The organism is Mesorhizobium sp. P3_A10 (assembly GCF_056403175.1).
The window spans coordinates 107693-132346 of sequence record NZ_JBFUFZ010000006.1; the positions used below are offsets into that span (position 1 = coordinate 107693).

20 protein-coding genes are annotated in these 24654 nt (G+C 62.2%); 16 read left to right on the forward strand and 4 right to left on the reverse strand.

Annotated features, from left to right (window positions below):
- Positions 1–72 precede the first annotated feature (72 nt).
- The 5 genes from AC1DXU_RS22190 to AC1DXU_RS22210 all read left to right on the forward strand — a co-directional run bounded on the left by AC1DXU_RS22190 (position 73) and on the right by AC1DXU_RS22210 (position 8917).
- Positions 73–2856 (forward strand): valine--tRNA ligase, encoded by a 2784-nt coding sequence (locus AC1DXU_RS22190; RefSeq protein WP_477372438.1) that lies wholly within the window; start codon positions 73–75, stop codon positions 2854–2856.
- A 358-nt stretch (positions 2857–3214) separates the two neighbouring features.
- Positions 3215–4468: an OmpP1/FadL family transporter gene (locus AC1DXU_RS22195; protein WP_477372440.1), complete on the forward strand. Its 1254-nt coding sequence runs from the start codon at positions 3215–3217 to the stop codon at positions 4466–4468.
- 381 nt (positions 4469–4849) lie between these two features.
- Positions 4850–6091, forward strand: coding sequence for an outer membrane protein transport protein (locus AC1DXU_RS22200; protein ID WP_477372442.1), 1242 nt, complete (start codon positions 4850–4852; stop codon positions 6089–6091).
- Positions 6092–6381: 290 nt separating this feature from the next.
- Positions 6382–8106, forward strand: coding sequence for a dihydroxy-acid dehydratase (gene ilvD / locus AC1DXU_RS22205; RefSeq protein WP_477372443.1), 1725 nt, complete (start codon positions 6382–6384; stop codon positions 8104–8106).
- Positions 8093–8917 (forward strand): tetratricopeptide repeat protein, encoded by an 825-nt coding sequence (locus tag AC1DXU_RS22210; RefSeq protein ID WP_477247588.1) that lies wholly within the window; start codon positions 8093–8095, stop codon positions 8915–8917. Before ilvD ends, AC1DXU_RS22210 begins: the two co-directional genes overlap by 14 nt.
- A 199-nt stretch (positions 8918–9116) precedes the next feature.
- On the opposite strand, the gene AC1DXU_RS22215 is transcribed toward AC1DXU_RS22210, so the two are convergent.
- From AC1DXU_RS22215 to erpA, 4 genes are all read right to left on the reverse strand, one after another.
- On the reverse strand, positions 9117–9425 hold the full coding sequence (locus AC1DXU_RS22215; RefSeq protein ID WP_477372445.1) for a hypothetical protein: 309 nt from the start codon (positions 9423–9425) through the stop codon (positions 9117–9119).
- Between the two features lie 131 nt (positions 9426–9556).
- Positions 9557–10351, reverse strand: coding sequence for an exodeoxyribonuclease III (gene xth, locus AC1DXU_RS22220; protein WP_477372447.1), 795 nt, complete (start codon positions 10349–10351; stop codon positions 9557–9559).
- Between the two features lie 7 nt (positions 10352–10358).
- Positions 10359–10751: a VOC family protein gene (locus AC1DXU_RS22225; protein ID WP_477372449.1), complete on the reverse strand. Its 393-nt coding sequence runs from the start codon at positions 10749–10751 to the stop codon at positions 10359–10361.
- A 2-nt stretch (positions 10752–10753) separates the two neighbouring features.
- The gene (gene erpA, locus AC1DXU_RS22230; protein WP_019858570.1) at positions 10754–11101 is read right to left on the reverse strand and encodes an iron-sulfur cluster insertion protein ErpA; all 348 of its coding nucleotides are present in this window, start codon (positions 11099–11101) and stop codon (positions 10754–10756) included.
- Positions 11102–11177: 76 nt separating this feature from the next.
- Here erpA and AC1DXU_RS22235 point away from each other — a divergent pair, with 76 nt between their 5' ends.
- From AC1DXU_RS22235 to surE, 11 genes are all read left to right on the forward strand, one after another.
- Entirely contained in the window at positions 11178–12392 is a 1215-nt protein-coding gene (locus AC1DXU_RS22235; protein WP_477372451.1) for a deoxyguanosinetriphosphate triphosphohydrolase, read from the forward strand.
- 62 nt (positions 12393–12454) lie between these two features.
- On the forward strand, positions 12455–14218 hold the full coding sequence (gene argS / locus AC1DXU_RS22240; protein WP_477372453.1) for an arginine--tRNA ligase: 1764 nt from the start codon (positions 12455–12457) through the stop codon (positions 14216–14218).
- A 103-nt stretch (positions 14219–14321) separates the two neighbouring features.
- Complete coding sequence (locus tag AC1DXU_RS22245) at positions 14322–17630, forward strand: SPOR domain-containing protein (protein ID WP_477372455.1); 3309 nt, start codon at positions 14322–14324, stop codon at positions 17628–17630.
- Between the two features lie 135 nt (positions 17631–17765).
- Positions 17766–18785, forward strand: coding sequence for a beta-N-acetylhexosaminidase (gene nagZ / locus AC1DXU_RS22250; RefSeq protein ID WP_477372457.1), 1020 nt, complete (start codon positions 17766–17768; stop codon positions 18783–18785).
- Positions 18786–18847: 62 nt separating this feature from the next.
- Positions 18848–19648: a segregation and condensation protein A gene (locus tag AC1DXU_RS22255; RefSeq protein WP_477315091.1), complete on the forward strand. Its 801-nt coding sequence runs from the start codon at positions 18848–18850 to the stop codon at positions 19646–19648.
- The gene (scpB, locus tag AC1DXU_RS22260; RefSeq protein ID WP_477372459.1) at positions 19645–20412 is read left to right on the forward strand and encodes an SMC-Scp complex subunit ScpB; all 768 of its coding nucleotides are present in this window, start codon (positions 19645–19647) and stop codon (positions 20410–20412) included. Before AC1DXU_RS22255 ends, scpB begins: the two co-directional genes overlap by 4 nt.
- A gap of 179 nt (positions 20413–20591) precedes the next feature.
- Entirely contained in the window at positions 20592–20813 is a 222-nt protein-coding gene (locus AC1DXU_RS22265; protein ID WP_013895102.1) for a twin-arginine translocase TatA/TatE family subunit, read from the forward strand.
- A gap of 29 nt (positions 20814–20842) precedes the next feature.
- A complete protein-coding gene (gene tatB / locus AC1DXU_RS22270) occupies positions 20843–21598 on the forward strand; it encodes a Sec-independent protein translocase protein TatB (RefSeq protein WP_477372461.1) in 756 nt (251 codons plus the stop codon).
- On the forward strand, positions 21595–22467 hold the full coding sequence (gene tatC, locus AC1DXU_RS22275) for a twin-arginine translocase subunit TatC (RefSeq protein WP_477372463.1): 873 nt from the start codon (positions 21595–21597) through the stop codon (positions 22465–22467). The genes tatB and tatC overlap by 4 nt, the downstream gene beginning before the upstream one ends.
- Before the next feature lie 106 nt (positions 22468–22573).
- Complete coding sequence (gene serS / locus AC1DXU_RS22280; protein ID WP_477372465.1) at positions 22574–23878, forward strand: serine--tRNA ligase; 1305 nt, start codon at positions 22574–22576, stop codon at positions 23876–23878.
- A complete protein-coding gene (gene surE / locus AC1DXU_RS22285; protein WP_477372467.1) occupies positions 23878–24639 on the forward strand; it encodes a 5'/3'-nucleotidase SurE in 762 nt (253 codons plus the stop codon). The genes serS and surE overlap by 1 nt, the downstream gene beginning before the upstream one ends.
- Positions 24640–24654: the final 15 nt, after the last annotated feature.

Here is a 24654-nt window from a genome sequence, read left to right on the forward strand (position 1 = left end):
TGTGGTTGACTTGGCCAAAACCTTCCGATTTACACCGAACCCAACAAATCCCGACAGTGCGGACCATTTCCCATGCTCGAAAAAACCTACGACGCCAAAACCGTCGAGCCCAAGATCGCTAAAATCTGGGAAGAGGCCGATGCCTTTCGTGCCGGTGCCGGCGCCGAGGAGGGGGCGGAGGCCTTCACCATCGTCATCCCGCCGCCGAACGTCACCGGCTCGCTGCATATGGGGCACGCGCTCAACAACACGCTGCAGGACATATTGGTGCGCTTCGAGCGCATGCGCGGCAAGAACGTGCTGTGGCAGCCGGGCATGGACCATGCCGGCATCGCCACGCAGATGGTGGTCGAACGCCAGTTGATGGAAAAGCAGATCCATCGCCGCGACCTGACGCGCGAAGAGTTCATCGACAAGGTGTGGGAGTGGAAGGCCGAATCCGGCGGCGCCATCTTCAACCAGCTGAAGCGGCTCGGCGCCTCGGCCGACTGGAGCAGAGAACGCTTCACCATGGACGAGGGCCTGTCCAAGGCGGTGCTCGAAGTGTTCGTGACGCTCTACAAGGAAGGGCTGATCTACAAGGACAAGCGCCTTGTGAACTGGGACCCGAAGCTGCTGACGGCGATCTCCGACCTCGAGGTCGAGCAGCAGGAGGTCAACGGCAATCTCTGGCACTTCCGCTATCCGATTGAGGGCGAGACCTTCGACCCGGAAAACCCGAAGACGTTCATCACGGTGGCGACGACGCGGCCCGAGACGATGCTGGGCGACACGGCGGTCGCCGTGCATCCGGACGACGAGCGGTTCCGGCATCTGGTCGGCAAGAACATCGTGCTGCCGATCGTCGGCAGAAAAATCCCTGTCGTGGCGGACGAGTATTCCGATCCGGAAAAAGGTTCTGGCGCGGTCAAGATCACGCCGGCGCACGACTTCAATGATTTCGAGGTCGGCAAGCGCCACAAACTGCCGGCGATCAACATCCTGACCATCGAGGCGGCGGTGAGCCTCAAGGACAATGAAGACTTTCTCGCCGGCCTCGAGGTGACGCCGGAGCGTCAGGCGGTCTGGGATGAGCTCAACGGGCTCGACCGTTTCGTCGCGCGCAAGAAGGTCGTCGAGCTGATGGAAGCCGGCGGCTTCCTGGAAAAGGTCGAGCCGCATCGCCATGCCGTGCCGCATGGCGATCGCGGCGGCGTGCCGATCGAGCCGTTCCTCACCGAGCAGTGGTATGCGAACGCGGCGGAACTGGCCAAGCCGGCGATCGCCTCGGTGCGCGAGGGGCGTACCAACTTCGTGCCGAAGAACTGGGAAAAGACCTATTTCGACTGGATGGAGAACATCCAGCCCTGGTGCATCTCGCGCCAGCTGTGGTGGGGTCACCAGATCCCGGCCTGGTACGGGCCCGACGGGCGGGTCTTTGTCGAGAAGACCGAGGAAGAGGCGCTTGGTGCCGCCGTCGAATATTATCTCGCCCTGGAAGGGCCGTGGAAGGCCTGGGTCGAGGACAAGCTTGAGAACTTCAAGCCGGGCGAGATCCTTACCCGCGATGAGGATGTGCTCGACACCTGGTTTTCGTCGGCGCTGTGGCCGTTTTCGACGCTGGGCTGGCCGGACCAGACGCCGGAGCTGAAGACCTATTATCAGACCGATGTGCTGGTGACCGGCTTCGACATCATCTTCTTCTGGGTCGCCCGCATGATGATGATGGGCCTGCATTTCATGGACGAGGAGCCGTTCCACACCGTCTATGTCCACGCGCTGGTGCGCGACAAGAACGGGCAGAAGATGTCGAAGTCGAAAGGCAACGTCATCGATCCGCTCGATCTCATCGACGAATACGGCGCCGACGCGCTGCGCTTCACCTTGACGGTGATGGCGGCGCAAGGGCGTGACGTGAAGCTCGATCCGGCGCGCATCGCCGGCTATCGCAACTTTGGCACCAAGCTGTGGAACGCGACGCGCTTTGCCGAGATGAACGAAGTCGCACGCAACGACGATTTCTGGCTGAACGATGCCAAGCTGGCGGTCAACCGCTGGATCCTGACCGAGCTGACTCGGGCGGCGCGCGAGATCACTGACGGCATCACCTCCTACCGCTTCAACGAGGCGGCGGGTGCTGCCTACCGCTTCGTCTGGAACCTGTTCTGCGACTGGTACCTGGAACTGTTGAAGCCGGTGTTCATGGGCACGGACGAGGCCGCCAAGGCCGAGAGCCGCGCCTGCGTCGCCTTTGTGCTCGACGAGATCTACAAGCTCTTGCATCCGATGATGCCGTTCATGACCGAAGAACTGTGGGCGCAGACCGCGGGCGAAGGCAAGGAGCGTTCGTCGCTGCTGTGCCACGCCAGGTGGCCATCGCCTGATTTCGAGGACGCAGAAGCGGCCGCCGACATCAACTGGCTGGTCGACCTCGTCTCCGGCATTCGCTCGGTGCGCTCGGAAATGAATGTGCCGCCGGCGGCGATCGCGCCGCTGATGGTGATCGGCGCCAACAAGGTGACGCACGAGCGGCTCGAACGCCAGGCATCGGCGATCAAGCGGCTGGCGCGGGTCGGCGACATTTCGCTGGTCGACGCGGCACCCAAGGGCTCCGCCCAGATCGTGCTCAACGAAGCGACCATTTGCCTGCCGCTCGGCAGTCTAATCGATGTCGCGGCTGAGGCGGCGCGGCTGCAGAAGGAACTGGCCAAGGTGACCGAGGAAATCGCGCGCCTGCACAAGAAGCTGTCCAACGAGAAGTTCGTCGCCAGCGCGCCGGCCGAGATCGTGGATGCCGAGCGCGAGAAACTCGCCGAATACAGCGACGCTCAGGAGAAGCTTTCGGTGGCGCTGACCCGGGTGCGTGAGGCCGGTTGAGCAGTCGGATTCGTAAGGCTGAACCTGCCGACGACGGCGTGATTTTGCCTCAAAAACAGGCATTCCGTAGCGTTAATATTGACGTAAACGGAAAGTTTCGGCCCCATTGTTGCCATAATGTAACAATGGGGCCGAATACCTCCAAAAACGCTGTTTTTTGGCCCTCTCCTGCGCGATTTCCTGATTTTTTCTGCTGATTTTCAGCCTGATGGCCATTTTCGCGTACTGCCGCGCGAGCCAGCACTTTGTCGAGAATGCGTTCAGCAAAGGCGTACGTGTACGCCCATTGAATTCGTTATTGCACCGTTAACCCGAATTGGTTCTAGCTTGGTCCACTTGTATTTCGGGGAGGACAATCATGAACAATTTGCGACTGAAAGCGCTGCTGGGGGCGGGGTGCTTTTCGCTGGCTTTGATCGGGACTGCGCATGCCGGCGGTCTGGAGCGTGGCGGCTACAACATCGATCTTCTCTTCGATCCGGCGCCGGTCGCCGGGGAGTTTTCAGGCACCTATGTGATGCCGGAGCGGAAATTGAAGAACGCAGTCGACACGTCACCTGCTAATGGCAGTCCGGGAGGCGGTAACGGTAACAGCCTTCCAAATTCGGCTCACGATACGGAAAGCTATTTCGTTCCGCGGATCGGCGTCAAGGCGGCCATTGGCCAGCAGATCGATTGCATGGCGGACTACTCACAACCTTGGGGTGCACACACCAACCCCGGAGCTAACTGGGCGGGCGCCAACAGCAACATAGAAACCAAGATCAACAGCGATAACTACGCCGCCACCTGCTCCTACAAGATGGATGTTGGCAAAGGGCAGTTTCGCTTTCTCGGCGGTGTTTTTTACCAGGAAGTCGACGGGTTCAAGGAACGCATGGTCCAGTTCCCGCCATTTGCGCTTGGCACCGGTGTCGGTCGTATCGACCTGAAGGGCGATGGAGTCGGCTGGCGTATTGGCGCCGCCTATGAAATTCCGGAAATCGCGCTTCGCGCCAGCTTGGTTTACAACAGCGCTGTCAATCTCGGCGACGTGACCGGTAACGTGAATCTCACACAGGTCAATGGAGCCATAATTCCTGTCGTCGGCACCGCGTCGATGCCGGCGTCCGTTGAGTTCAAGATGCAGTCCGGCATCGCACCCGGTTGGCTTGCTTTCGGTTCGATAAAATGGGTCGATTGGAGCACGCTGCAAATCGTCAATTTCTGCCAGGTCGGAGCCCCAGGCCCCTGTACCTACGGAAACCTTGGCGGCGGCGTCGGTTTCGTAACATCCCTCGATTTGCTATATCGTGACGGCTGGACTGTATCCGGCGGTGTTGGCCACAAGTTCAATGACCAATGGAGCGGCGCGGCGACCCTTACTTGGGATCGCGGGACGAGCACGGGACTGGGAACGCAGAGCGACACATGGACGGTGTCGGCCGGTGCAGCTTACACGCCTAGCAAAAACGTCGAGATCCGTTTCGGTGGCGCGGTTGGCGTCCTGACCAGCGGTTCGTCGGGCGTGGTGCTTGACGCAAATGGCATTCCACACGGAACCGACGTTTCATACACGTTCGGCAACGACCTGATCACCGCTCTCTCGGCGTCGGTGAAGGTGAAGTGGTAACCAATTCGAATTGAAAGACAAAAGGCCGGGCAATGCCCGGCCTTTTTGTTTGCTTGGGCTTTACGGCGGTCTTGAAAGCAGGCATTTCCGTTGCGCTGATCTTGACGTAAACGGAAGTTTTCGCCCATTGTTGCCATAATGTAACAATGACGCCGATCGTCCTGCAAAAGCATCATTTTTGAGCCTTTTCAGACGATCTTTGTCGATTTTTGCCGATGGACTGCGCTCAGGCGGGCGTTTTTTGACCCGAGGGCGTCGGCCGTTGCCCTGTCGAAAAATGCACGGCCAACGTGTACATGTACGCCCCCGAAAATTCGTTGTTGCGCCATTTCGTCGAATTGGTTCTAGCTTGGTGAATCGGCATTTCGGGGGAAACAATCCATGCGCAATTTGCGACTGAAGGCACTGCTGGGCGCGGGGTGCTTTTCGTTGGCTTTGATCGGGACGGCGATGAACGCGGCGCATGCCGGCGGCATCGAGCGGGGTGGCTACGACATCGACCTGCTGTTCGATTCGGCTCCGTTCGCCGCAGACGCCGAAGCGACCTATGTGATGCCGCAGCGCAAACTCAAGAACGCGGTGGACCCCAGCGGAACCCTGACGGGTATGAGTACGGCCCACGACAGCGAGAGCTACTGGGTGCCGCGCATCGGCTTCAAGGCGCAGGTCGTTCAGGGCGTCGACTGCATGGTCGACTATTCGCAGCCCTGGGGTGCGCACACCGCGCCTGGTATTTGGAACGGCTCGTATTCCAATATCGAAACAGACATCAAGAGCAACAACTACGCGGCGACCTGCTCCTACAAGATGGATGCAGGCAAGGGGCAGGTTCGTTTTATTGGCGGCGTATTCTACCAGGAAGTCTATGGCTTCAAGGAAAGCTATGTAGATCCGCTCTTTGGAACCGCGATCGGCCGTGTCGATCTGAATGGCAATGGCTGGGGCTGGCGCGCCGGCCTCGCGTACGAAATTCCCGAGATCGCCTTGCGCGCAAGCCTTGTCTACAATTCGCAAGTCAAGCTCGACAACATTTCGGGCAGCCTCGACCTGTCAAGTATTGGTATGGGTAGCATTCCGGTCTACGGCGAAGCCTCGATGCCCGATTCCGTCGAATTGAAGCTGCAGTCGGGTATTGCGCCCGATTGGCTTGCTTTTGGCTCGATAAAATGGGTGAACTGGAGCGTTTTGCAGAGTATTCCGATCTGCACTCTGGCGTCCAAAGGTCTTGCCCCGTGCACGTCAGTTTCGCCCGGGCTGCTTTCCGGCACTCCGGTTAGGGCGACTTCGCTCGACTTGATGTATCGTGATGGTTGGACGGTCACCACCGGCATTGGCCACAAGTTCAACGACCAGTGGAGTGGTGCTGCCCAGATTTCCTGGGATCGCGGCACCTCGCACGGTTATGGCTCGCAGAGCGATACCTGGACGCTGGGTGGCGGCGTTGCCTACACGCCGACCCCGAATGTGGAAATTCGCCTGGCTGGCGCGATCGGCGTCCTGACCAGCGGCCATTCCGGCACGTTGACCGATGAGAACGGCTATGTGGCCGGCACCGATGTCAACTACGATTTCGGCAACGATCTGGTCACGGCGATATCGGGCGGCGTCAAGATCAAGTTCTAAGCTACTGAAAATACGATCAAAAGGCCGGGCATTGCCCGGCCTTTTTCGTTTGCAGAGGCAGTGTCGTACACAGCCGCCGCGCATTCGCGCTGCAAATCCATAGCACAACCTTCGCCCCACGCTATTGTGACGTTTTGGCAACAGTTTCTGAACAACCCTCGCGCCGCAAAGTGACTCTGGGGAATTGCCCATTTCCCGCCATAAACCCGGCGCACCTCGAATTTGTCTCGGGACACGCGCCAGAAGGCTCGGCGATGGGACAGGCCGCACCGCCCGCGGCAAGGAAGAGTATGGACGCCAGAGTCATTTCCAAGGCCAAGCTGCCCAGCCGCCATGTGACCGTTGGTCCGGCGCGTGCGCCGCACCGTTCCTATCTCTATGCGATGGGACTGTCGGCGGCCGAGATCGCGCAGCCTCTGGTCGGCGTCGCCAGCTGCTGGAACGAGGCGGCACCTTGCAACATTTCGCTGATGCGCCAGGCGCAAGTGGTCAAGAAGGGCGTTGCCGCCGCCAGCGGCACGCCGCGCGAATTCTGCACCATCACCGTCACCGACGGCATCGCCATGGGCCACCAGGGCATGAAGTCGTCACTGGTGTCGCGCGAGGTCATCGCCGATTCAGTCGAACTCACCATGCGCGGCCATTGCTACGACGCACTGGTCGGCCTTGCCGGCTGCGACAAGTCGCTGCCAGGCATGATGATGGCCATGGTGCGGCTCAACGTGCCGTCGATCTTCATCTATGGCGGCTCGATCCTGCCCGGCAGCTATCGCGGCCGGCAGATCACCGTGCAGGACGTGTTCGAGGCGGTCGGCCAGCACTCGGTCGGCACGGTCAGCGATGCCGAACTGCTTGAAATCGAACAGGCTGCCTGTCCGTCGGCCGGCTCCTGCGGTGCCCAGTTCACGGCCAACACCATGGCCACCGTCGCCGAGGCGATCGGCTTGGCGCTGCCCTATTCCTGCGGCGCCCCGGCGCCTTACGAGATGCGCGATCGTTTCAATTTCGCCTCCGGCGAAAAAATCATGGAATTGATCGCCAAGAACATCCGGCCGCGCGACATCGTCACGCTGAAGGCGCTGGAGAATGCCGCGACCGTGGTTTCGGCGACCGGCGGCTCGACCAACGCGGCGCTGCACCTGCCGGCCATCGCGCATGAGGCCGGGATAAAGTTCGACCTGTTCGACGTCGCCCAGATTTTTGAGAAGACGCCTTACATCGCCGATTTGAAGCCGGGCGGCAAATATGTCGCGAAGGATATGTTCGAGGCCGGCGGCATTCCGCTGCTGATGAAAACCTTGCTCGACCACGGCTATCTACACGGTGACTGCCTGACGGTAACCGGCCGCACTTTGGCCGAAAATATGGAACACGTTGCCTGGAATGAGCATCAAGATGTGGTCCGTCCCGCCAACCGACCAATCACCCAAACCGGCGGTGTTGTGGGCTTGAAGGGAAACCTTGCCCCCGAAGGCGCGATCGTGAAGGTCGCCGGCATGTCGGAGCTGAAATTCTCAGGTCCCGCGCGCTGCTTCGATTCGGAAGAGGAATGTTTTGAAGCGGTTACGCACCGCAACTACAGAGAAGGCGAGGTTCTCGTCATCCGCTACGAAGGTCCGCGTGGCGGCCCGGGCATGCGGGAAATGCTGTCGACGACGGCGGCTCTCTACGGCCAGGGCATGGGCGGCAAGGTGGCCCTCATCACCGACGGTCGCTTTTCCGGCGCGACGCGCGGCTTCTGCATCGGCCATGTCGGGCCGGAGGCCGCTGTTGGCGGCCCGATCGGGCTGTTGAGAGACGGCGACGTGATCTCGATCGATGCGGTGAATGGCACGATCGAGGTGGCGTTGTCCGACACTGAACTGGCGGCGAGGGCAAAGGGATGGAAGGCGCGCACGACCGACTATCAGTCGGGCGCGATATGGAAATATGCGCAGACGGTAGGGCCTGCCCGCGATGGCGCGGTCACCCATCCGGGCGGTGCGAAAGAAACACATTGTTATGCGGATATCTGAGGTGTTGAGGTCGTCTGTCTTTTCGGCACTGGTCGCGGTTGCGACCTTGGGCGCCGTGGGCCAGGCCATGGCCTTCGACGACAAGGTGTTCGACGACAAGACCGGCGTGAAGCCGCAGTCCAGCCCCTGGGCGGTGTTCCAGTTCGGCTTCTCCGCCTACAAGAGCGGCCACAAGGAACAGGCGGCCGAGGCCTACAAATATGCCGCCGAGAACGGTCAGATCGGCGCCACCTGGAAGCTTGCGCGCATGTATGCCGAGGGCGACGGCGTGGCGCGCGACGATTACGAGGCCTTCAAGTTCTTCTCCGAAATCGTCGATCAGGACGTCGAACCCGGCTCGCCGGAGGAAAGCTATGTCTCCGACGCGCTGGTGGCGCTGGGCGACTATCTGAGGACAGGCATTCCCGGCAGCCCGGTCGAGGAAAACGAAGTGGCGGCGCAGGAATATTACATGCGCGCCGCCGCCAACTACCGCAATCCCAATGCCCAGTTCGAAATGGGCCAGATGTTCCTGAAGGGCGAGGGCGGGGTCAAGGCCAGCGTCAAGCAGGCCGGGCGCTGGTTCCAGCTTGCCGCCGAAAAGGGCCATGCCGGCGCGCAGGCGACGCTCGGAAATTTGCTGTTCCAGAGCGGCAAGATCGTTCGCGGACTGGCGATGATGACCGCGGCCCTCGAACGCGCCTCACCGGCCGATCAGCCATGGATCCGCGGCATGCAGGAAGAGGCGTTTGCCGCTGCCGGCGAAGCCGACCGCCGCACCGCGATTTCGCTGGCCGACGACATCCTCACCAAGGGCGGCGGCGACCAGTAGTCGGGCTGCCGATCTCCCCCCTCGTGGGGGAGATGCCCGGCAGGGCAGAGGGGGGCGCTGTCCCTCCGGACCTGTCAGTTGATTGCACATTGCTAATGACGCAAGCCTCGGCGCTCCAAAGGTTGACCAAAAGGTAGCGATCCTTCGCGCCCCCCTCTGTCCTGCCGGACATCTCCCCCACAAGGGGGGAGATCAGCCATCAGTTGGCGGTCGGCTCGCTTGGTTCGGCCAAGGGCAGGGTTGGCGCCGGTGTCGAGATCGGCGTGCTTTGCAAATGCGGCGCCAGGGTGTTTTCCGGACAACCGTCCTGGATCTTTGTCCACGATGTATTGTTGAGCACCATGTCGCAGCGGGCGAGGTGGCTCTGGCCGGCAAGCGTCAGGCAGGCGACCTGGCCGACCTGGAAGGATTTGCCGTTGGCGAGGCATTCCTGAGCGGCAAAAGCCGGCGTCACGGCGGCCATCGCCAGCGCGCAGCCGATCGGGCAGAGAGCAATACGGATAGTCATGGAAACCCAGCCGCCATGATGATCTCTCATCAAACGCGCGGTTTGTGGCGATAAGAGGTCCGCTTCAGAGCATGATCAGCCCCATCCCGATTCCACCGGGATGGAACAGCTCTAATCGTGCTGGCCTGGCCTCAGGCCGGCTGCAGGGCCAGGTCGATTGCCACCGGTACGTGGTCGGAGGGTTTTTCCCAGGCGCGCACATGCTTTTCGATCGACGCCGAGGAGAAGCGGTTGGCGGCTTCCGGCGACAACAGCAGATGATCAATGCGGATGCCGTTGTCCTTCTGCCAGGCGCCGGCCTGATAATCCCAGAAGGTATAGACACCGGCGGCGTCGGTGACGGAGCGCACCGCTTCGGTGAAGCCGAGATTCTTCAGCCGGCGGAAGGCTTGCCGTGTCTGCGGCTGGAACAGGGCATCACCCAGCCAGTTCTCCGGGAATTTTGCGTCGATCGGCTCGGGGATGACATTGTAGTCGCCGGCCAGCACCAGCGCCTCTTCCAAAAGCAGGCGTTGCTCGGCCCAGCGATGCAGCCGCTCCATCCAGGCCAGCTTGTAGGGAAACTTCTTCTCGTCATCGATCGGGTTGCCGTTGGGCAAATAGAGCGAGGCGACGCGCAATGCACCCTGGTCGGTCGAGAACACGCCCTCGATGAAACGCGCCTGCTCGTCCGTATCGTCGCCCGGCAGGCCTCGGATAACCTCGTCGAAGGGAAGCTTCGACAGCAAGGCGACGCCGTTGAAACCCTTCTGGCCGTGGGTTTCGACATTGTAGCCCAGCGCCTCGATCTCGGCGCGCGGGAATTGCTCGTCGACCGTCTTGATCTCCTGCAGACAGACGATGTCAGGTGCGCTTTCGCTCAGCCAATGGATGAGGTTGCCGATGCGTGCGCGGACGCCGTTGATGTTCCAGGTGACGATTTTCATGACGGCCTCAATGATCTTCCGGCGCTAGACGTTCAACGAGGCCGACCGTATTGCCTGCCGGGTCCTTTAGGAAGGCCATCCATTCGCTTTCCCCCGCTGGACCGAACTGGCCTTCGGTGTCGTTGTGCACCAGCGTCGGCGGCGCGGTGAAGGGAACACCGTCGGCTTTCGCCGAAGCGTGGAAGGTTTTGAGACCCGATATGTCGAGATAGACGGTGCCGGCAGGCACGCCGTCGGTGAAGAAGAGACGCACGTCGCCAGCCATGATGAAGGCGATGCCCGGCGGATCGTAGCGAGCGTGAACGCCCAAGCCGAGCACGTCACGCCAGAAGGCGAGAGTCACGTCGAGATCGCGCCCGGCCGAGAGCGCGACCTGACGGACCGCGCCGATGGCAGGCATGGCTATACGGAGAAGCTGGTGCCGCAGCCGCAGGAGGCGACCGCATTCGGGTTCCTGATCTGGAACGACTGGCCCATCAGATCGTCGACGAAATCGATCACCGAGCCGCCCATATAGACCAGGGAGAGATCATCGATCAGCACGGTGGCGCCGTCCTTCTCGATGGCGACATCGTCGTCATTGCGGGTGTCGACGAGGTCGAACTTGTAGGAAAAGCCCGAGCAGCCGCCGCCTTCGACCGAGACGCGCAGCGCCGTCTTGCCGGCCTCGCCAGACACGATTTTCGCGATCCGCCTGGCGGCAGCTTCGGTCATATCGACTTTCATGGCAGTCTTGGCATCAGCGCCCATAGGCGTCACCTTGCTTTCGGTTTCACATGATAGGTATGAAGCGGGAAGGGGCAAGTCAACTGCGGCGGCATCAGCCATGACAAATGAGCTTGGCGACATTGGGTTCGGCTACCGGCCGCGCGCGGCTTATGCCAGCGACCCGTCGCGTTCGCGCGGACGGCTGTTCGACGAGACGGAGAGCCCGACCCGCACGCCGTTCCAGCGCGATCGCGACCGCATCATCCATTCGACGGCTTTCCGCCGGCTGAAGCACAAGACGCAAGTGTTCGTCGCGCATGAGGGCGACCATTACCGCACAAGGCTGACGCATTCGATCGAGGTGGCGCAGATTGCGCGCGCTCTGGCGCGGGCGCTGCGCGGCGACGAGGATCTGGCCGAGGCGGTCGCCCTGGTGCACGATTTCGGCCACACGCCCTTCGGCCATACCGGCGAGGAGGCGCTAAACGAGAAGATGGCGGCGTGGGGCGGTTTTGACCACAACGCGCAGTCGCTGCGCGTGGTGACGCGGCTGGAACGCCGCTACGCCGAGTTCGACGGGCTGAACCTGACCTGGGAAACGCTGGAAGGGCTGGTCAAGCACAATGGACCGCTGACCGACGCCAGCGGCAAGGGTTTGAAAGGCTTGGTGCCGCAGGCGATCCGCGATTATTCCGAGCTGCATGACCTCGAACTCTTCCGTTTCGCCGGCATCGAGGCGCAGTGCGCGGCGATTGCCGACGATATCGCTTACAACACCCATGACATCGACGATGGCCTGCGCTCCGGGTTTCTGACGCTGGAGATGCTGGAAAAGGTGGCGCTGCCGGGGTCGATCCTCGAAGGCGTGCGCGCGCGCTACCCGGCGCTCGATGCCGTGCGCACCGGTCACGAACTGCTGCGGCGGCAGATCACCATGATGGTCGAAGACGTCATCATCTCCACCACCGCCAACCTGACGCGTATCAAACCGGAAAGCGCCGATGCGGTGCGGGCGGCGGGCGAGACGCTGGTGACCTTTTCCACCGAGATGGCGGCGGCCGAGAAGGAATTGAAGGCCTTTCTCTACAAGCATCTCTACCGGCACAGCGAGGTCATGCGGGTGCGCACCGACGCCGAGCAGATCGTGCGCGACCTGTTCGACGCCTATTTCGCCGATCCGCGCGCCATGCCCGATGGCTGGCGGGAGGGGCTCGACCGGGCCGAAGACCGCATCAAGGCGCGCAGCGTTGCCGATTTCCTGGCCGGCATGACCGACACCTACGCGCTCAAGGAGCACAGGCGTTTGTTTGACCACACGCCTGAATTAAGCTAGGGCGGGCTCGATTTTGCCGGCCAACGAGCCGGTCCCCTTCACAGTCCGCCAGAGCAAGACCCATGAACATCTTCGCCGATTTTAGCGCGCGAATCACAAAAGCCGTCGAAGCGCTTGATTTGAAAGACAGTGACGGCGTTTCGCCCGACCTGTCGCGCATCGCCGTCGAGCCGCCGCGCGACGCCAGCCATGGCGATCTGGCGACCAATGCGGCGATGGTGCTGGCCAAGCCGACCGGGCAGAATCCGCGCGCGCTCGCCGAACGGCTGGCGCAGGCACTGCGCACTGACGCCGATGTCGCCGCCGTGGACGTGGCCGGCCCAGGCTTCGTCAATCTGCGGCTCAAGGACGGCTTCTGGCAGGCGCATCTGACCGCGCTGCTCGGCGAAGGCCGCAACTATGGCCGCTCAAACATTGGCGGCGGGCGGAAGACCAATGTCGAATATGTCTCGGCCAACCCGACCGGCCCGATGCATGTCGGCCATTGCCGGGGCGCGGTGGTCGGCGACACGCTCGCCAATTTGATGGCGTTCGCCGGCTACGACGTGACCAAGGAATATGTCATCAACGATGCCGGCTCGCAGATCGACGTGCTCGGACGTTCAGCCTTCCTGCGCTATCGCGAGGCGCTGGGCGAGGACATTGGCGAGATCCCGGCCGGGCTTTATCCGGGCGACTATCTGGTTCCGGTCGGCCTGGCACTCGTCGCTGAATTCGGCCGCAAGCTGCTGCAGATGCCGGACGACGAGGCGCTGGCCATGGTCAAGGACCGGACCATCGATGCCATGATGGCGATGATCCGCGAGGATCTGGCGCTGCTCAACGTGCATCACGACGTGTTCTTCTCCGAGCGCACGTTGCACGCCGACAATGCCAAGAAGATCCGCTCGGCGATCAACGATCTGACGCTGAAGGGCCATATCTACAAGGGCAAGCTGCCGCCGCCCAAGGGCGAGAAGCCGGACGATTGGGAAGATCGCGAGCAGACGCTGTTCCGCTCGACCGCGGTCGGCGACGACATGGACCGGGCGCTGGCCAAGTCGGACGGCACCTTCACTTACTTCGCAGCCGACGTCGCCTATCTCAAGGACAAGGTCGATCGCGGCTTCGTGGATCTGATCTATGTGCTCGGCGCCGACCATGGCGGCTACGTCAAGCGGCTGGAAGCGCTGGCGCGGGCGATTGCCGGCGATGATCTGAAGCTCCAGCTTACCGTGTTGCTTTGCAATCTGGTGAAGCTGTTTCGCGATGGCGAGCCGGTGCGCATGTCGAAGCGTTCGGGTGATTTTGTGACGCTGCGCGAAGTGGTGGAGGAGGTGGGTCGCGATGCGATCCGCTTTATGATGCTCTATCGCAAGAGCGACGCGCCGCTCGATTTCGATTTCGCCAAGGTGACCGAGCAGTCGAAGGACAATCCGGTGTTCTATGTGCAGTACGCCTCGGCGCGCTGCCATTCGGTCTTCCGGCAGGCGAGCGAGCAGCTGGGCGAGGCCAATTTCGACCGCAACAGGCTGGCGGCGGGCGCGGCGTCTTTGACCGATGAGGGCGAGATCGGCCTGATCCGGAAGCTGGCGGAATATCCGCGGCTGATCGAATCGGCGGCCCTTGCGCTGGAGCCGCATCGGCTGGCATTCTACCTCTACGACCTTGCCTCCAGCTTCCACGGACACTGGAACCGGGGCACGGATAATCCTGACTTACGTTTTGTTAAGGTTAACGACCGACAATTGACGCATGCCAGACTAGGGCTGGTGCAGGCTGTTTCGGACGTTCTGACGTCCGGCCTGACGCTGATCGGAGCTGATGCGCCTACCGAAATGCGTTAGGTTTGACTAAATAACCTGTCACCTTTTGCCCACATTGCGCTGGTAAGGGCCAACCCTACGCGACGTCCATGGCGTCCGAATGAGTGCGAGTTCGGGAACAATAATGGCAGACAGAACCCAGCTGAAAGCAGCCGACCACAACGACATCTCCGAGGATGATCCGTTCGCGGAACTGACCAGGATCATGGGTTTCGATCCGCGTCAGCCGGTAAAGCCGCAGGCGCCAGCTGAACAGAAGGCCGCCCCCGCCGTTCAACTCGCGGACGAGGGCGATTTCGACATCGACCTCGAGAAGGAATTGATGGGCGAATTCGGCGACGACGACGTCGTCGATGCAGTTGCCGAGATTCAGCAACCTGCCGCCGAGGTTCACGAGCCGGCTTTCGAAACGGCCGATGCGATGGACGATGCGCTCGCCGCTTCGCTCGAACAGGATTTCCTGCTCGACGATGATGCGGCTAACGAGGCCGTTCATGGTTTTGCCGCTGCTCCCGAGGCTCCGGCGCCGGCCGTTGAAGCTGCTGTCGATGAAGATTTCGACAATGCCGTCGCCAGTTCGCTGGAAGACGTGTCGCCGTTCGAAGACGATCTGCCGATGGACGACGAGCTTGCAGCGTCGCTCGAGCAAGGGTTCCTGCTCGATAACGATGCGACTGACAACGACGAGCACAACATGGCTGCCGCCGAGGTTTCCGCGCCGGTCGCGGAGGCCGCGGTCGACGCTGATTTCGACCATGACGATTTCGACAATGCCGTCTCGATGTCGCTCGAGGATGAGCTGACACTCGACAGCCATTCACCTGATGAGGACCACAATGCCGGTCCCGTCGCTGCCGAGATTGCCGCATATCAGGCTGCACCGGTCGAGGCCGCAGCCGATGTGGATCAAGGGGTTTCCGAGGAAGATTTTGCCGGCCATTTCGATGATGCGATGGCCGATGTCGACATGGACTTCGAGGTTCGCGCCGAGCAGCCGGCCGCGGTCGACGCCCCGCTGGTGCACGAAACGCCGGCCGAGCCCGTCTATGCCGAGGACCACGCTTACGACGCCGCTTCGCGAGAAACATACGACCTTGCTCCGCAAGAGGTACAAGAGGCATTTGACGCTTTCGACCTGACCTTTGACGATGCCGAAGAGATCGAAGCGCCTGTTGCGCAGATCGCCGCCGTTCCGGCCCAGCCAATCATGGCTCCTGCCGTTGTGGCCGAGCCGGTCGCAGCACCCGTCGCCGCGACAGATGAACGGACATTGGAAGACGAGCTGAACGCGCTGCTGGGCACGATGAAGGCGCGGACGGCTCCGATGGTCAAGGAGCCTGCCGTGGTTCAGCAGCCAGTTGCACCGGTGCAAGGAACCGCCGGCCAGTCGACGGATCCTGTCAATGATCTCGATTGGGATCTCGATGAGCACGAGCCTGGGCAGCCGCTGCACGCCGAAGTGGCCCAGGCAGCCGATCTCGACAATCTTCTCCTCGACGAGTTCGAAGGTCACGACTTCGAGACTGGTGAAGCAGCGCCCGCGACCGCGGCTGCCACCGACATTCATTTCGATGACGATGCGTTCGATGCCGCTTTTGCCAAGGGTATCGATCTCGGTGCCGGCGCAGCAGCCGCTCTGTCGGCACGCTCGACGCCACCGGAGCCAGCTCGTTCGTGGAGCCGGATGACGCCCGTCGCCCAGTCGCAACCGTCATTTGCAACCCAGCCGATGGCTGCCCCGCCGCCGGCCGCGGCAGTGCCGTCCTATCGGCCGGTCGAAACAGCTCCCACCTATGCGCAGCCCGAACCGACGCTGCCCGAACCGCCGCAGAGCTACGACGAGATGCCGGATGTCGAGACGGTCGATGTGCCCGAGCGCGTCGTCGCGCTGGCGGACGACCTCGATATTCCGGAACTCAACTTCGATGAGGACGAGCCGGCAGCGGCGGCCTATGACGATCTCGACGCCGAGTTCTCCAGCCTTCTCTCGGACATGAACACGACGGAAGTGGCTGCAGCGCCGCAACGCAACGCGGCCTATGACGACGATTCCTACAGCGCTGGTTTCAAGCCGGGCTATGAGCGCAACGATCAGCGCGCCTATGCGGCGCGGCCGGCGGAAGTGCCTGCCAAAACAGCCACCAGTTCCTATGCCGACGCCTCAAACGGCTTCGACATTGACGACTTGCCTGGCAACCCGCCGGCTTCGCAGGCCGACGATTTCGCTGTCGACGAACTCGACTACGATCCCGAACTGGACGAGGCGATGGCGGTTCCGGGCCTGGCCGGGCAGGATGCTGCCAGGAAGCCGCGTCGCAGCGGTCTGCTGATCGCCGCGGTTGTCGGTGCGGTGGCCATTGCCGGCGGTATTGGCGCCTTTGCCTTGTCCTTTGGCGGCAAGGGTGGCAGCGATGCGCCGGTGATCGTCAAGGCGGACAACGCACCGATCAAGGTCAAGCCGGAAAATCCGGGCGGCACTGTCGTGCCGAACCAGGACAACAAGGTCTATGACGCGGTGGTCAAGGGCACGAAGCCGGCCGAACCCGTGCAGGAGAAGCTGGTCACCAACACCGAAGAGCCGGTGGATGTGATCGCCAAGGAGCCGCAGAGCCGTGTTGTCGATCTTTCGCCCGACAACACCGATGCCGCTGCTGGTACCGATGCTGCTGCTGGCACCGATGCCACCGGCAACACCGATGCCGCCGCGGCGCCCGCACCCAAATCCGAGGATCGCATAGCGCAGGTTCTGCAGGAAGCAGACAAGGGCACGAATTCCGATGTTGTCGCCATTGCGCCGCGCAAGGTGAAAACCATGGTGGTCAAGCCCGACGGTTCCCTGGTTGCGCGCGAGGATCCGGCACCTGCAGCGGTGGCAGCCACCGAGCCGGTCGATCCGGCGCCGCAGCATGTGGCCCCGACGGGCCAGGCCGACGCGGAGCAGACCGGCACGGTGCCGGCCGCGGCCGACCAGGCCAGCGATGAACAGGCAAGTGCCGACCAGACCGAGACCGCCAATCCGGTCAAGCCGGCAGCCGCGCCGAAGGCGGAAGCCAAGGCTCAGTCCGCCAACACGCCGGCGTCGGTTCCGCTTGCACCGCAGCGCCCGTCCGACCAGCCAGTCGACGTGGTTGGCGAGGTCAAGCCAGACCAGGTTGCTTCCATTCCGACGACGGCTTCCACCGCCGCCGGTGGCTCGTGGTCGATGCAGATCGCGTCGCAGCCGACGGTTGAAAGCGCCCAGGCCAACTATGCGGACCTGCAGCGCCGTTACGGCAGCGTGCTCGCCGGCCGCACCGCCAACATCGTCAAGGCCGAGATCGCCGGCAAAGGCACCTTCTACCGCGTCCGCGTTCCGGCGCAGTCGCGCAACGATGCGATCAATCTGTGCACCAGCTATAAGGCAGCCGGCGGCAACTGCTTCGTCTCGCGCTAAAGTCTGGTTCAACCAATCAAAACCGGCGCGGTCCCAGACCGCGCCGGTTTTTTTATGTGGAATGGGGTTCGGCCTTAAAAGGCTTGCGGCTCGGCACGATTCCCTTTGGCGCCGTGAAGCTCTAAACTCCTGCCCATGACCGAATCAAAATCCATGATCCTCGGCTGTGCCGGGAAATCGCTCACTCGCGACGAAATCCGTTTCTATCGCAACGAATGCCCGTGGGGCTTCATCCTGTTTGCGCGCAACATCGGCGAGACCGAGCAGATCCGCGATTTGGTGGCTTCGATGCGCGACTGCATCGGGCGCCCGGATGCGCTGGTGTTCATCGACCAGGAAGGTGGCCGCGTGCAGCGGCTGCGGCCGCCATTGGCGCCGAACTATCCGGCCGGCGGTGCGCTGGGTGCCTTGTGGCGAGATGACCACGACGCCGGCACCCGTGCCGCCTGGCTGATGGCGCGGCTGCATGCCTTCGACCTGCTGCGCTACGGCGTCACGGCGGATTGCCTGCCGGTGCTCGACGTGCCGATCGAAGGCGCCAGCGATGTCATCGGCGCGCGCGCCTATGGCAAGGACCCTCGTCCGGTCATCGAACTCGGCCGCGCCGCGGCAGAGGGGCTGATGGCGGGCGGCGTGCTGCCGGTGATGAAGCACATTCCCGGGCATGGACGGGCTTTTGCCGACACGCATTTCGAGTTGCCGACGGTCGATGCCTCGATGAGCGAATTGCAGCGGCATGATTTCGCCCCGTTCAGGGAGCTCAACCATCTGCCGATGGCGATGACGGCGCATGTCGTCTACAGCGCCATCGATCCCAAGAACCCGGCGACCACCTCGGGCAAGGTCATCGACGAGATCATCCGCCGCGAGATCGGCTTTGACGGGCTGTTGATGAGCGACGACACCTCGATGAAGGCACTTTCTGGGGATTTCCCGACAAAGGCAGCCTCTATCCTTGCGGCGGGCTGCGATCTGGTCCTTCACTGCAACGGGGTTTTCGAGGAGATGGCCGGCATCGCATCTCGCACCACCGGGCTTGAAGGCAAGGCGCTGGAGCGTGCAAAGCGGGCGCTGACCTATATAAAGAACCGCGATCGGGCTGACGAAACCGAGATACGCGCTGAATTTGCCACCTATTTCGACGCGGTGGCCTAGACCAGAAGGAAAAGGGGCAAGTGGCGGAGACATTGGAAAGCAAGGCCGCAAAGGCCGCACCGATGGACCGTCTGTGGGCCGAAAATGACGATTCACGCGTCACCGGCGACCCGTCGCTGGTTGTCGACGTGGCCGGTTTCGAAGGCCCGCTCGATCTTCTGCTGCATCTTGCCCGCAACCAGAAGGTCGATCTGTCACGCATCTCGATCCTGGCGCTGGTCGAGCAATATCTGACCTTTGTCGAGACGGCGAGGGCGCTGAGGCTCGAGCTTGCCGCCGACTATCTGGTGATGGCGGCGTGGCTGGCCTTCCTCAAATCGAAGCTTCTGATCCCCAAGCAGCCCGGCGACGATGGCGAGAGCGGCGAGGAACTGGCGGCGGTGCTGCAGTTCAGGCTGAAGCGGCTGGAAGCCATGCGCGATGCATCGGCACGGCTGGTCAACCGCAACCGGCTCGGCCGCGACGTGTTCGCGCGCGGCATGCCGGAAATGGTCATCGTCGAGAAGCGCAACGCCTATTCGGCCTCGCTCTACGACCTGTTGACCGCCTATGCCCAGCAGCGGCAGAAACAGGCGATCACCAATGTGACGATCGCCAGACGTGGTGTGTGGTCGCTCAAGGATGCGCGCGATATCCTGACCAGGCTGATCGGGTCGCTGCGCGACTGGACGGCGCTCGACGGTTTTCTGATCAACTATCTGACCAGCCCGGAAGAGCGGCGCACCGCGATTGCCAGCTCGTTTGCGGCGACGCTGGAACTGGTGCGCGAAGGCAGCATCGAAATGCGGCAGGACGAGGTGTTCGCGCCGCTCTATCTGCGCGGCCGAGCGCCGGGCATCAGGGCAGTCGAGGTGGCATCATGAGCGAGCGCGCCAACGCATCGGTCATTCCGTTCAAGGTCGATGAAGAAACCGAGGAGGGCGCCATTGTCCAGGATTCGGCTGAGACTATGACCCAGAATCCCGGCGAGCGGCTGCATATGGCGGAAGCCGTGCGCATGGCCGAGGCGATCGTCTTTGCCAGCGCCGAGCCGGTCAGCGAAAAGCAGCTGGCGGCGCGGCTGCCCGACGGCATCAACATCGCCGCTGCTATGGCCGACCTGCAGCTGATCTATGCGCGGCGCGGCGTCAATCTGGTTCGCGTCGGCGATGCCTGGGCATTCCGCACCGCCGGCGACCTTGCCTTCCTGATGAGCCGCGACACCGTTCAACAAAAGAAGCTTTCGCGCGCGGCTCTCGAAGTGCTGGCCATCATTGCCTATCACCAGCCGGTGACGCGCGCCGAGATCGAGGATATCCGCGGCGTCGAGACCTCGAAGGGCACGCTGGATACGCTGCTGGAGACGGAATGGGTGCGGATGCGCGGCCGCCGCAAAACGCCCGGCCGTCCCGTCACCTACGGCACCACCGAAACCTTCCTCGACCATTTTGCGCTCGAGGAAATCCGTGATCTTCCTGGCATGGAGGAGCTGAAGGGCGCCGGGCTGCTTTCAGGCCGCATGCCTTCGAATTTCTCCATTCCGTTGCCGCCGTCCGATCCCGATGCGCTGACCGATGACGAGGATCCGCTGACCGACATCGATCTCGAGGAACTCGGTCTGCTGACGCCGCGCGTCACGGAAGATTGACCGCAAGCCACTGTCAAAAAGCCGCTTGCGGCTGTAGATGCGCCGATTGGTAGCGGAGCGCATCGCCGAAAATGCGTGACATCTGCCGCGCCTTCATAAACTTTGTCGCGGTTGTGTTTGAATCCCAACGCGAAAACGCATAGATCATCGCCAGGGAAAACATTCGAGAGAGAGTTACAATGGGTTCATTTTCGATTTGGCACTGGATGATCGTGCTGGTGATCGTGCTTCTGGTGTTCGGCCGTGGCAAGATTCCCGAGTTGATGGGCGACATGGCCAAGGGCATCAAGAGCTTCAAGAAGGGCATGGCCGACGACGACGTTGCCGAAGACAAGCGCACCGTCGAGCACCGCGCCGACGAGACCGTTTCGGCGGTGAAGGAAAAGGCCAGCAAGAGCTGAGCCCAAGGTTCTAGTCGGAACAGAGTGCCATGTTTGAAGTCGGCTGGACCGAAATGCTGGTGATCGCGATCGTCATGATCGTGGTCGTCGGGCCTAAGGATTTGCCCAATATGCTGCGCACCTTCGGCCGCACGACGGCGAAGCTGCGCGCCATGGCGGCCGACTTCCAGAAGCAGTTCAATGAGGCGCTGAAAGAAGCCGAACTCGACGACGTCAAGAAGTCGGTCGATTCGCTCAGAAGCCTCAATCCGGCGGCCGAGATCCGCAAACAGCTCAATCCGTTCGAGCAGGCCGCAGCCGACGTTCGTTCCGGCGTTGACGCGGCGATGAAGCCGAAGCCGGCGGCCGATCCAGCGACGCCTGCCGCTTCGACGCCGCAGCCGGCCGAGCCGCTGAAGAACGGCGCCACGGATATGCCGGGTCTCAACGCGGCGGAAGCGTTGCCGGCTACGCCAATCTTTCCTGTCATGACCGACAGCTCGGTGGTGGCCGCGCCGCAAAAGGCGTCGGCGGCCAAGAAAACCGCCAAGCCAGCTGCACCGAAGCCGGCTGAACCCAAGCCGGCTGAACCGAGGGCAACCAAAGCCACGGTCGCGCCTTCGACGAAGGCGACGCCGGCAAAGGCTGCGCCCGTCGCGAAGGCAGCAGCCAAGGTGGCGGCAGTTCCGGCAAAGGCCGCCAAGCCGGCTGTAACCAAGACAGCAGTCAAAAAGGCTGAACCGAAGCCTGCGCCGGCAGCGGCGAAAAAGCCTGCAGCCAAGAAGACGGCGGGAGCCGCCAAGTGAGCGTTTCGGATACGGAAAAGGACGAGATCGAAAAGTCGTCAGCGCCGCTGATGGAGCATCTGATCGAACTGCGCCGGCGGCTGATCTGGTCGATCGGCGGCTTCTTCGTCGCCTTCCTGGTCTGCTTCTTCTTCGCCAAGCGGCTGTTCAACCTGTTGGTCATCCCGTTCAAATGGGCGACCAAATGGGCAGGCCTCGACCCGCACAAGGTCGAGCTGATCTACACGGCGCCGCAGGAATTCTTTTTCACCCAGGTCAAGCTCGCCATGTTCGGCGGCATGGTCATCGCCTTCCCGCTGATCGCCACGCAGATATACAAATTCATCGCGCCCGGCCTCTACAAGAATGAGCGCAACGCCTTCCTGCCGTTCCTGATTGCCTCGCCGATCCTGTTCCTGATGGGCGCATCGCTGGTCTATTTCTTCTTCACGCCGATGGTGATGTGGTTCTTCCTCGCCATGCAGCAGGCCGGCACCGACGATCAGGTGCAGATTTCGCTGCTGCCGAAAGTGTCGGAATATCTCAGCCTGATCATGACGCTGATCTTCTCCTTCGGCCTAGTGTTCCAGCTGCCGGTGGTGACCAGCCTGATGACGCGGGTCGGCATGCTGTCGTCGAAGGCGCTGGCCGAGAAGCGCAAATGGGCGATCGTCATCGCCTTCGTGGTGGCGGCAGTGCTGACGCCGCCCGATCCGATGAGCCAGATCGGTTTGGCTATTCCGACCATTCTGCTCTACGAGGTCTCCATCTGGGCGGCCCGGCTGATCGAGCGCGACCAGAACAAGCAAAAGTTGGCGCGCGAGGCCAAGGACGCGGCGGACGAAGCGGCGGAGAAGGCGGACACGCCTCCGACGCAAGCTCCTTCGTAGGCCATAGCTTCGCGCCAGCGGAAAAAGGCTGCGGTCGCCAAGCCCGATCTTGCATCGATCAAGGATGCGGTTTACGCCCTCAGGCCTTACTTGAGGACGGACAAACATGCTTGACATCAAATGGATTCGCGACAACCCGAAGGCCCTTGTCGAAGCGCTGCAGAAGCGCTCGTGGTCGGCCGAGGCTGCGCAGTCCACGGTCGATGATCTGATCGCCAGCGACGAAGCGCGGCGCGAGCATGTCACCGAACTGCAGACCAGGCAGGAGCGCCGCAATGCCGCATCGAAAGAGATCGGCAACGCCATGCGCTCGGGCGATGCGGCCCTTGCCGAAAAGCTGAAAGCCGAAGTCGGCGAGATCAAGACCTTCATCCAGAATGGCGAGGCGCGCGAACGCGAACTCGACAAGGCGCTGAACGATGCGCTGGCGGTGCTGCCCAACGTGCCGTTCGACGACGTGCCGGTCGGCAAGGACGAGCACGACAATGTCGTCAAGCGTACCGTCGGCAAGCTGCCGACGCGGCCGAACTGGGTGAAGGAACACTTTGAGATCGGCGAAGCGCTCGGCATGATGGATTTCGAGCGGGCCGCAAAGCTGTCGGGATCGCGCTTCACCGTGCTGAAGAGCGGGCTGGCGCGCATGGAACGCGCGCTCGGCCAGTTCATGCTGGATCTGCACACGACCGAGCATGGCTATGAGGAGATCATCCCGCCGCTGATGGTGCGCGATGAGGTTCTGTTCGGCACCAACCAGCTGCCGAAGTTCGAGGAGGATCTCTTTTTTGTCCAGCATGGCGATGGGCGGCTTGGCTTGATCCCCACCGCCGAGGTGCCACTGACCAACCTGGTACGCGAGGAAATCACCGCGCATGAAAAGCTGCCGCTGCGCTACACCGCGCTGACGCCGTGCTTCCGCTCGGAAGCGGGTTCGGCCGGCCGCGACACGCGCGGCATGCTGCGCCAGCATCAGTTCTACAAGGTCGAGTTGGTCTCGATCACCGGCCAGGAGTCCTCGCTCGCCGAGCACGAGCGGATGACCGAGTGTGCCGAGGAAGTGCTGAAGCGGCTTGAATTGCCGTTCCGGACCATGACGCTATGCACCGGCGACATGGGTTTTGGCGCGCGCAAGACCTACGACATCGAGGTCTGGCTGCCGGGCCAGAATGCCTATCGTGAAATCTCGTCCTGTTCGGTGTGCGGCGATTTCCAGGCGCGGCGCATGGACGCCCGTTACAAGGACAAGGACGGCAAGGGCAACCGCTTCGTCCATACGCTGAACGGTTCCGGCACCGCCGTCGGCCGCGCGCTTATCGCTGTCATCGAAAACTACCAGAATGAGGATGGCAGCGTAACCATTCCTGAAGCGCTGCGGTCTTACATGGGCGGTCTGACAAAGATCGAAGCGAAATAATGCGCATCCTCCTGACCAATGATGACGGCATTCATGCCGAGGGCCTGGCGTCGCTCGAACGCATCGCCCGCACGCTGTCGGACGACGTCTGGGTGGTGGCGCCGGAGCAGGACCAGTCCGGCTATGCCCACTCGCTGTCGATCTCGGAGCCGTTGCGCCTGCGCAAGATAGGCGAGAAGCATTTTGCCGTGCGCGGCACGCCGACCGACTGCGTCATCATGGGGGTGAAGAAGATCCTGCCCGGTGCACCCGACCTGATCCTGTCCGGCGTCAATTCCGGTGCCAACATCGCCGATGACGTCACCTATTCAGGCACCGTCGCCGGCGCCATGGAGGGCGCGCTGCTCGGTATCCGCTCGATCGCGCTCAGCCAGGGCTATTCCTATGTCGGCGAAGACCGCGTCGTTCCTTATGAGACGACCGAGGCGCTGGCGCCGGCGCTGCTCAAGAAGCTGGTCGCCATGCCGCTGCCGGACGGCGTGTTGCTCAACGTCAATTTCCCCAATTGCGCACCCGACGAGGTCGCCGGCACCGTCGTCACCTCGCAGGGCAAGCTGGTGCACAGCCTATGGGTCGACGAGCGCCGCGACGGGCGCGGCCTGCCTTACTACTGGCTGCGTTTCGGCCGCGAGCCGGTCGAAGGCAAGCAAGGCACCGACCTTTATGCGTTGCGCAACCGACTGGTGTCGGTGACCCCGCTGCAGCTCGACCTCACCGCGCACGAAATCCGCGACCAACTGACCAAGGCACTGTCTGAATAAGGTTTTGGCATGAAC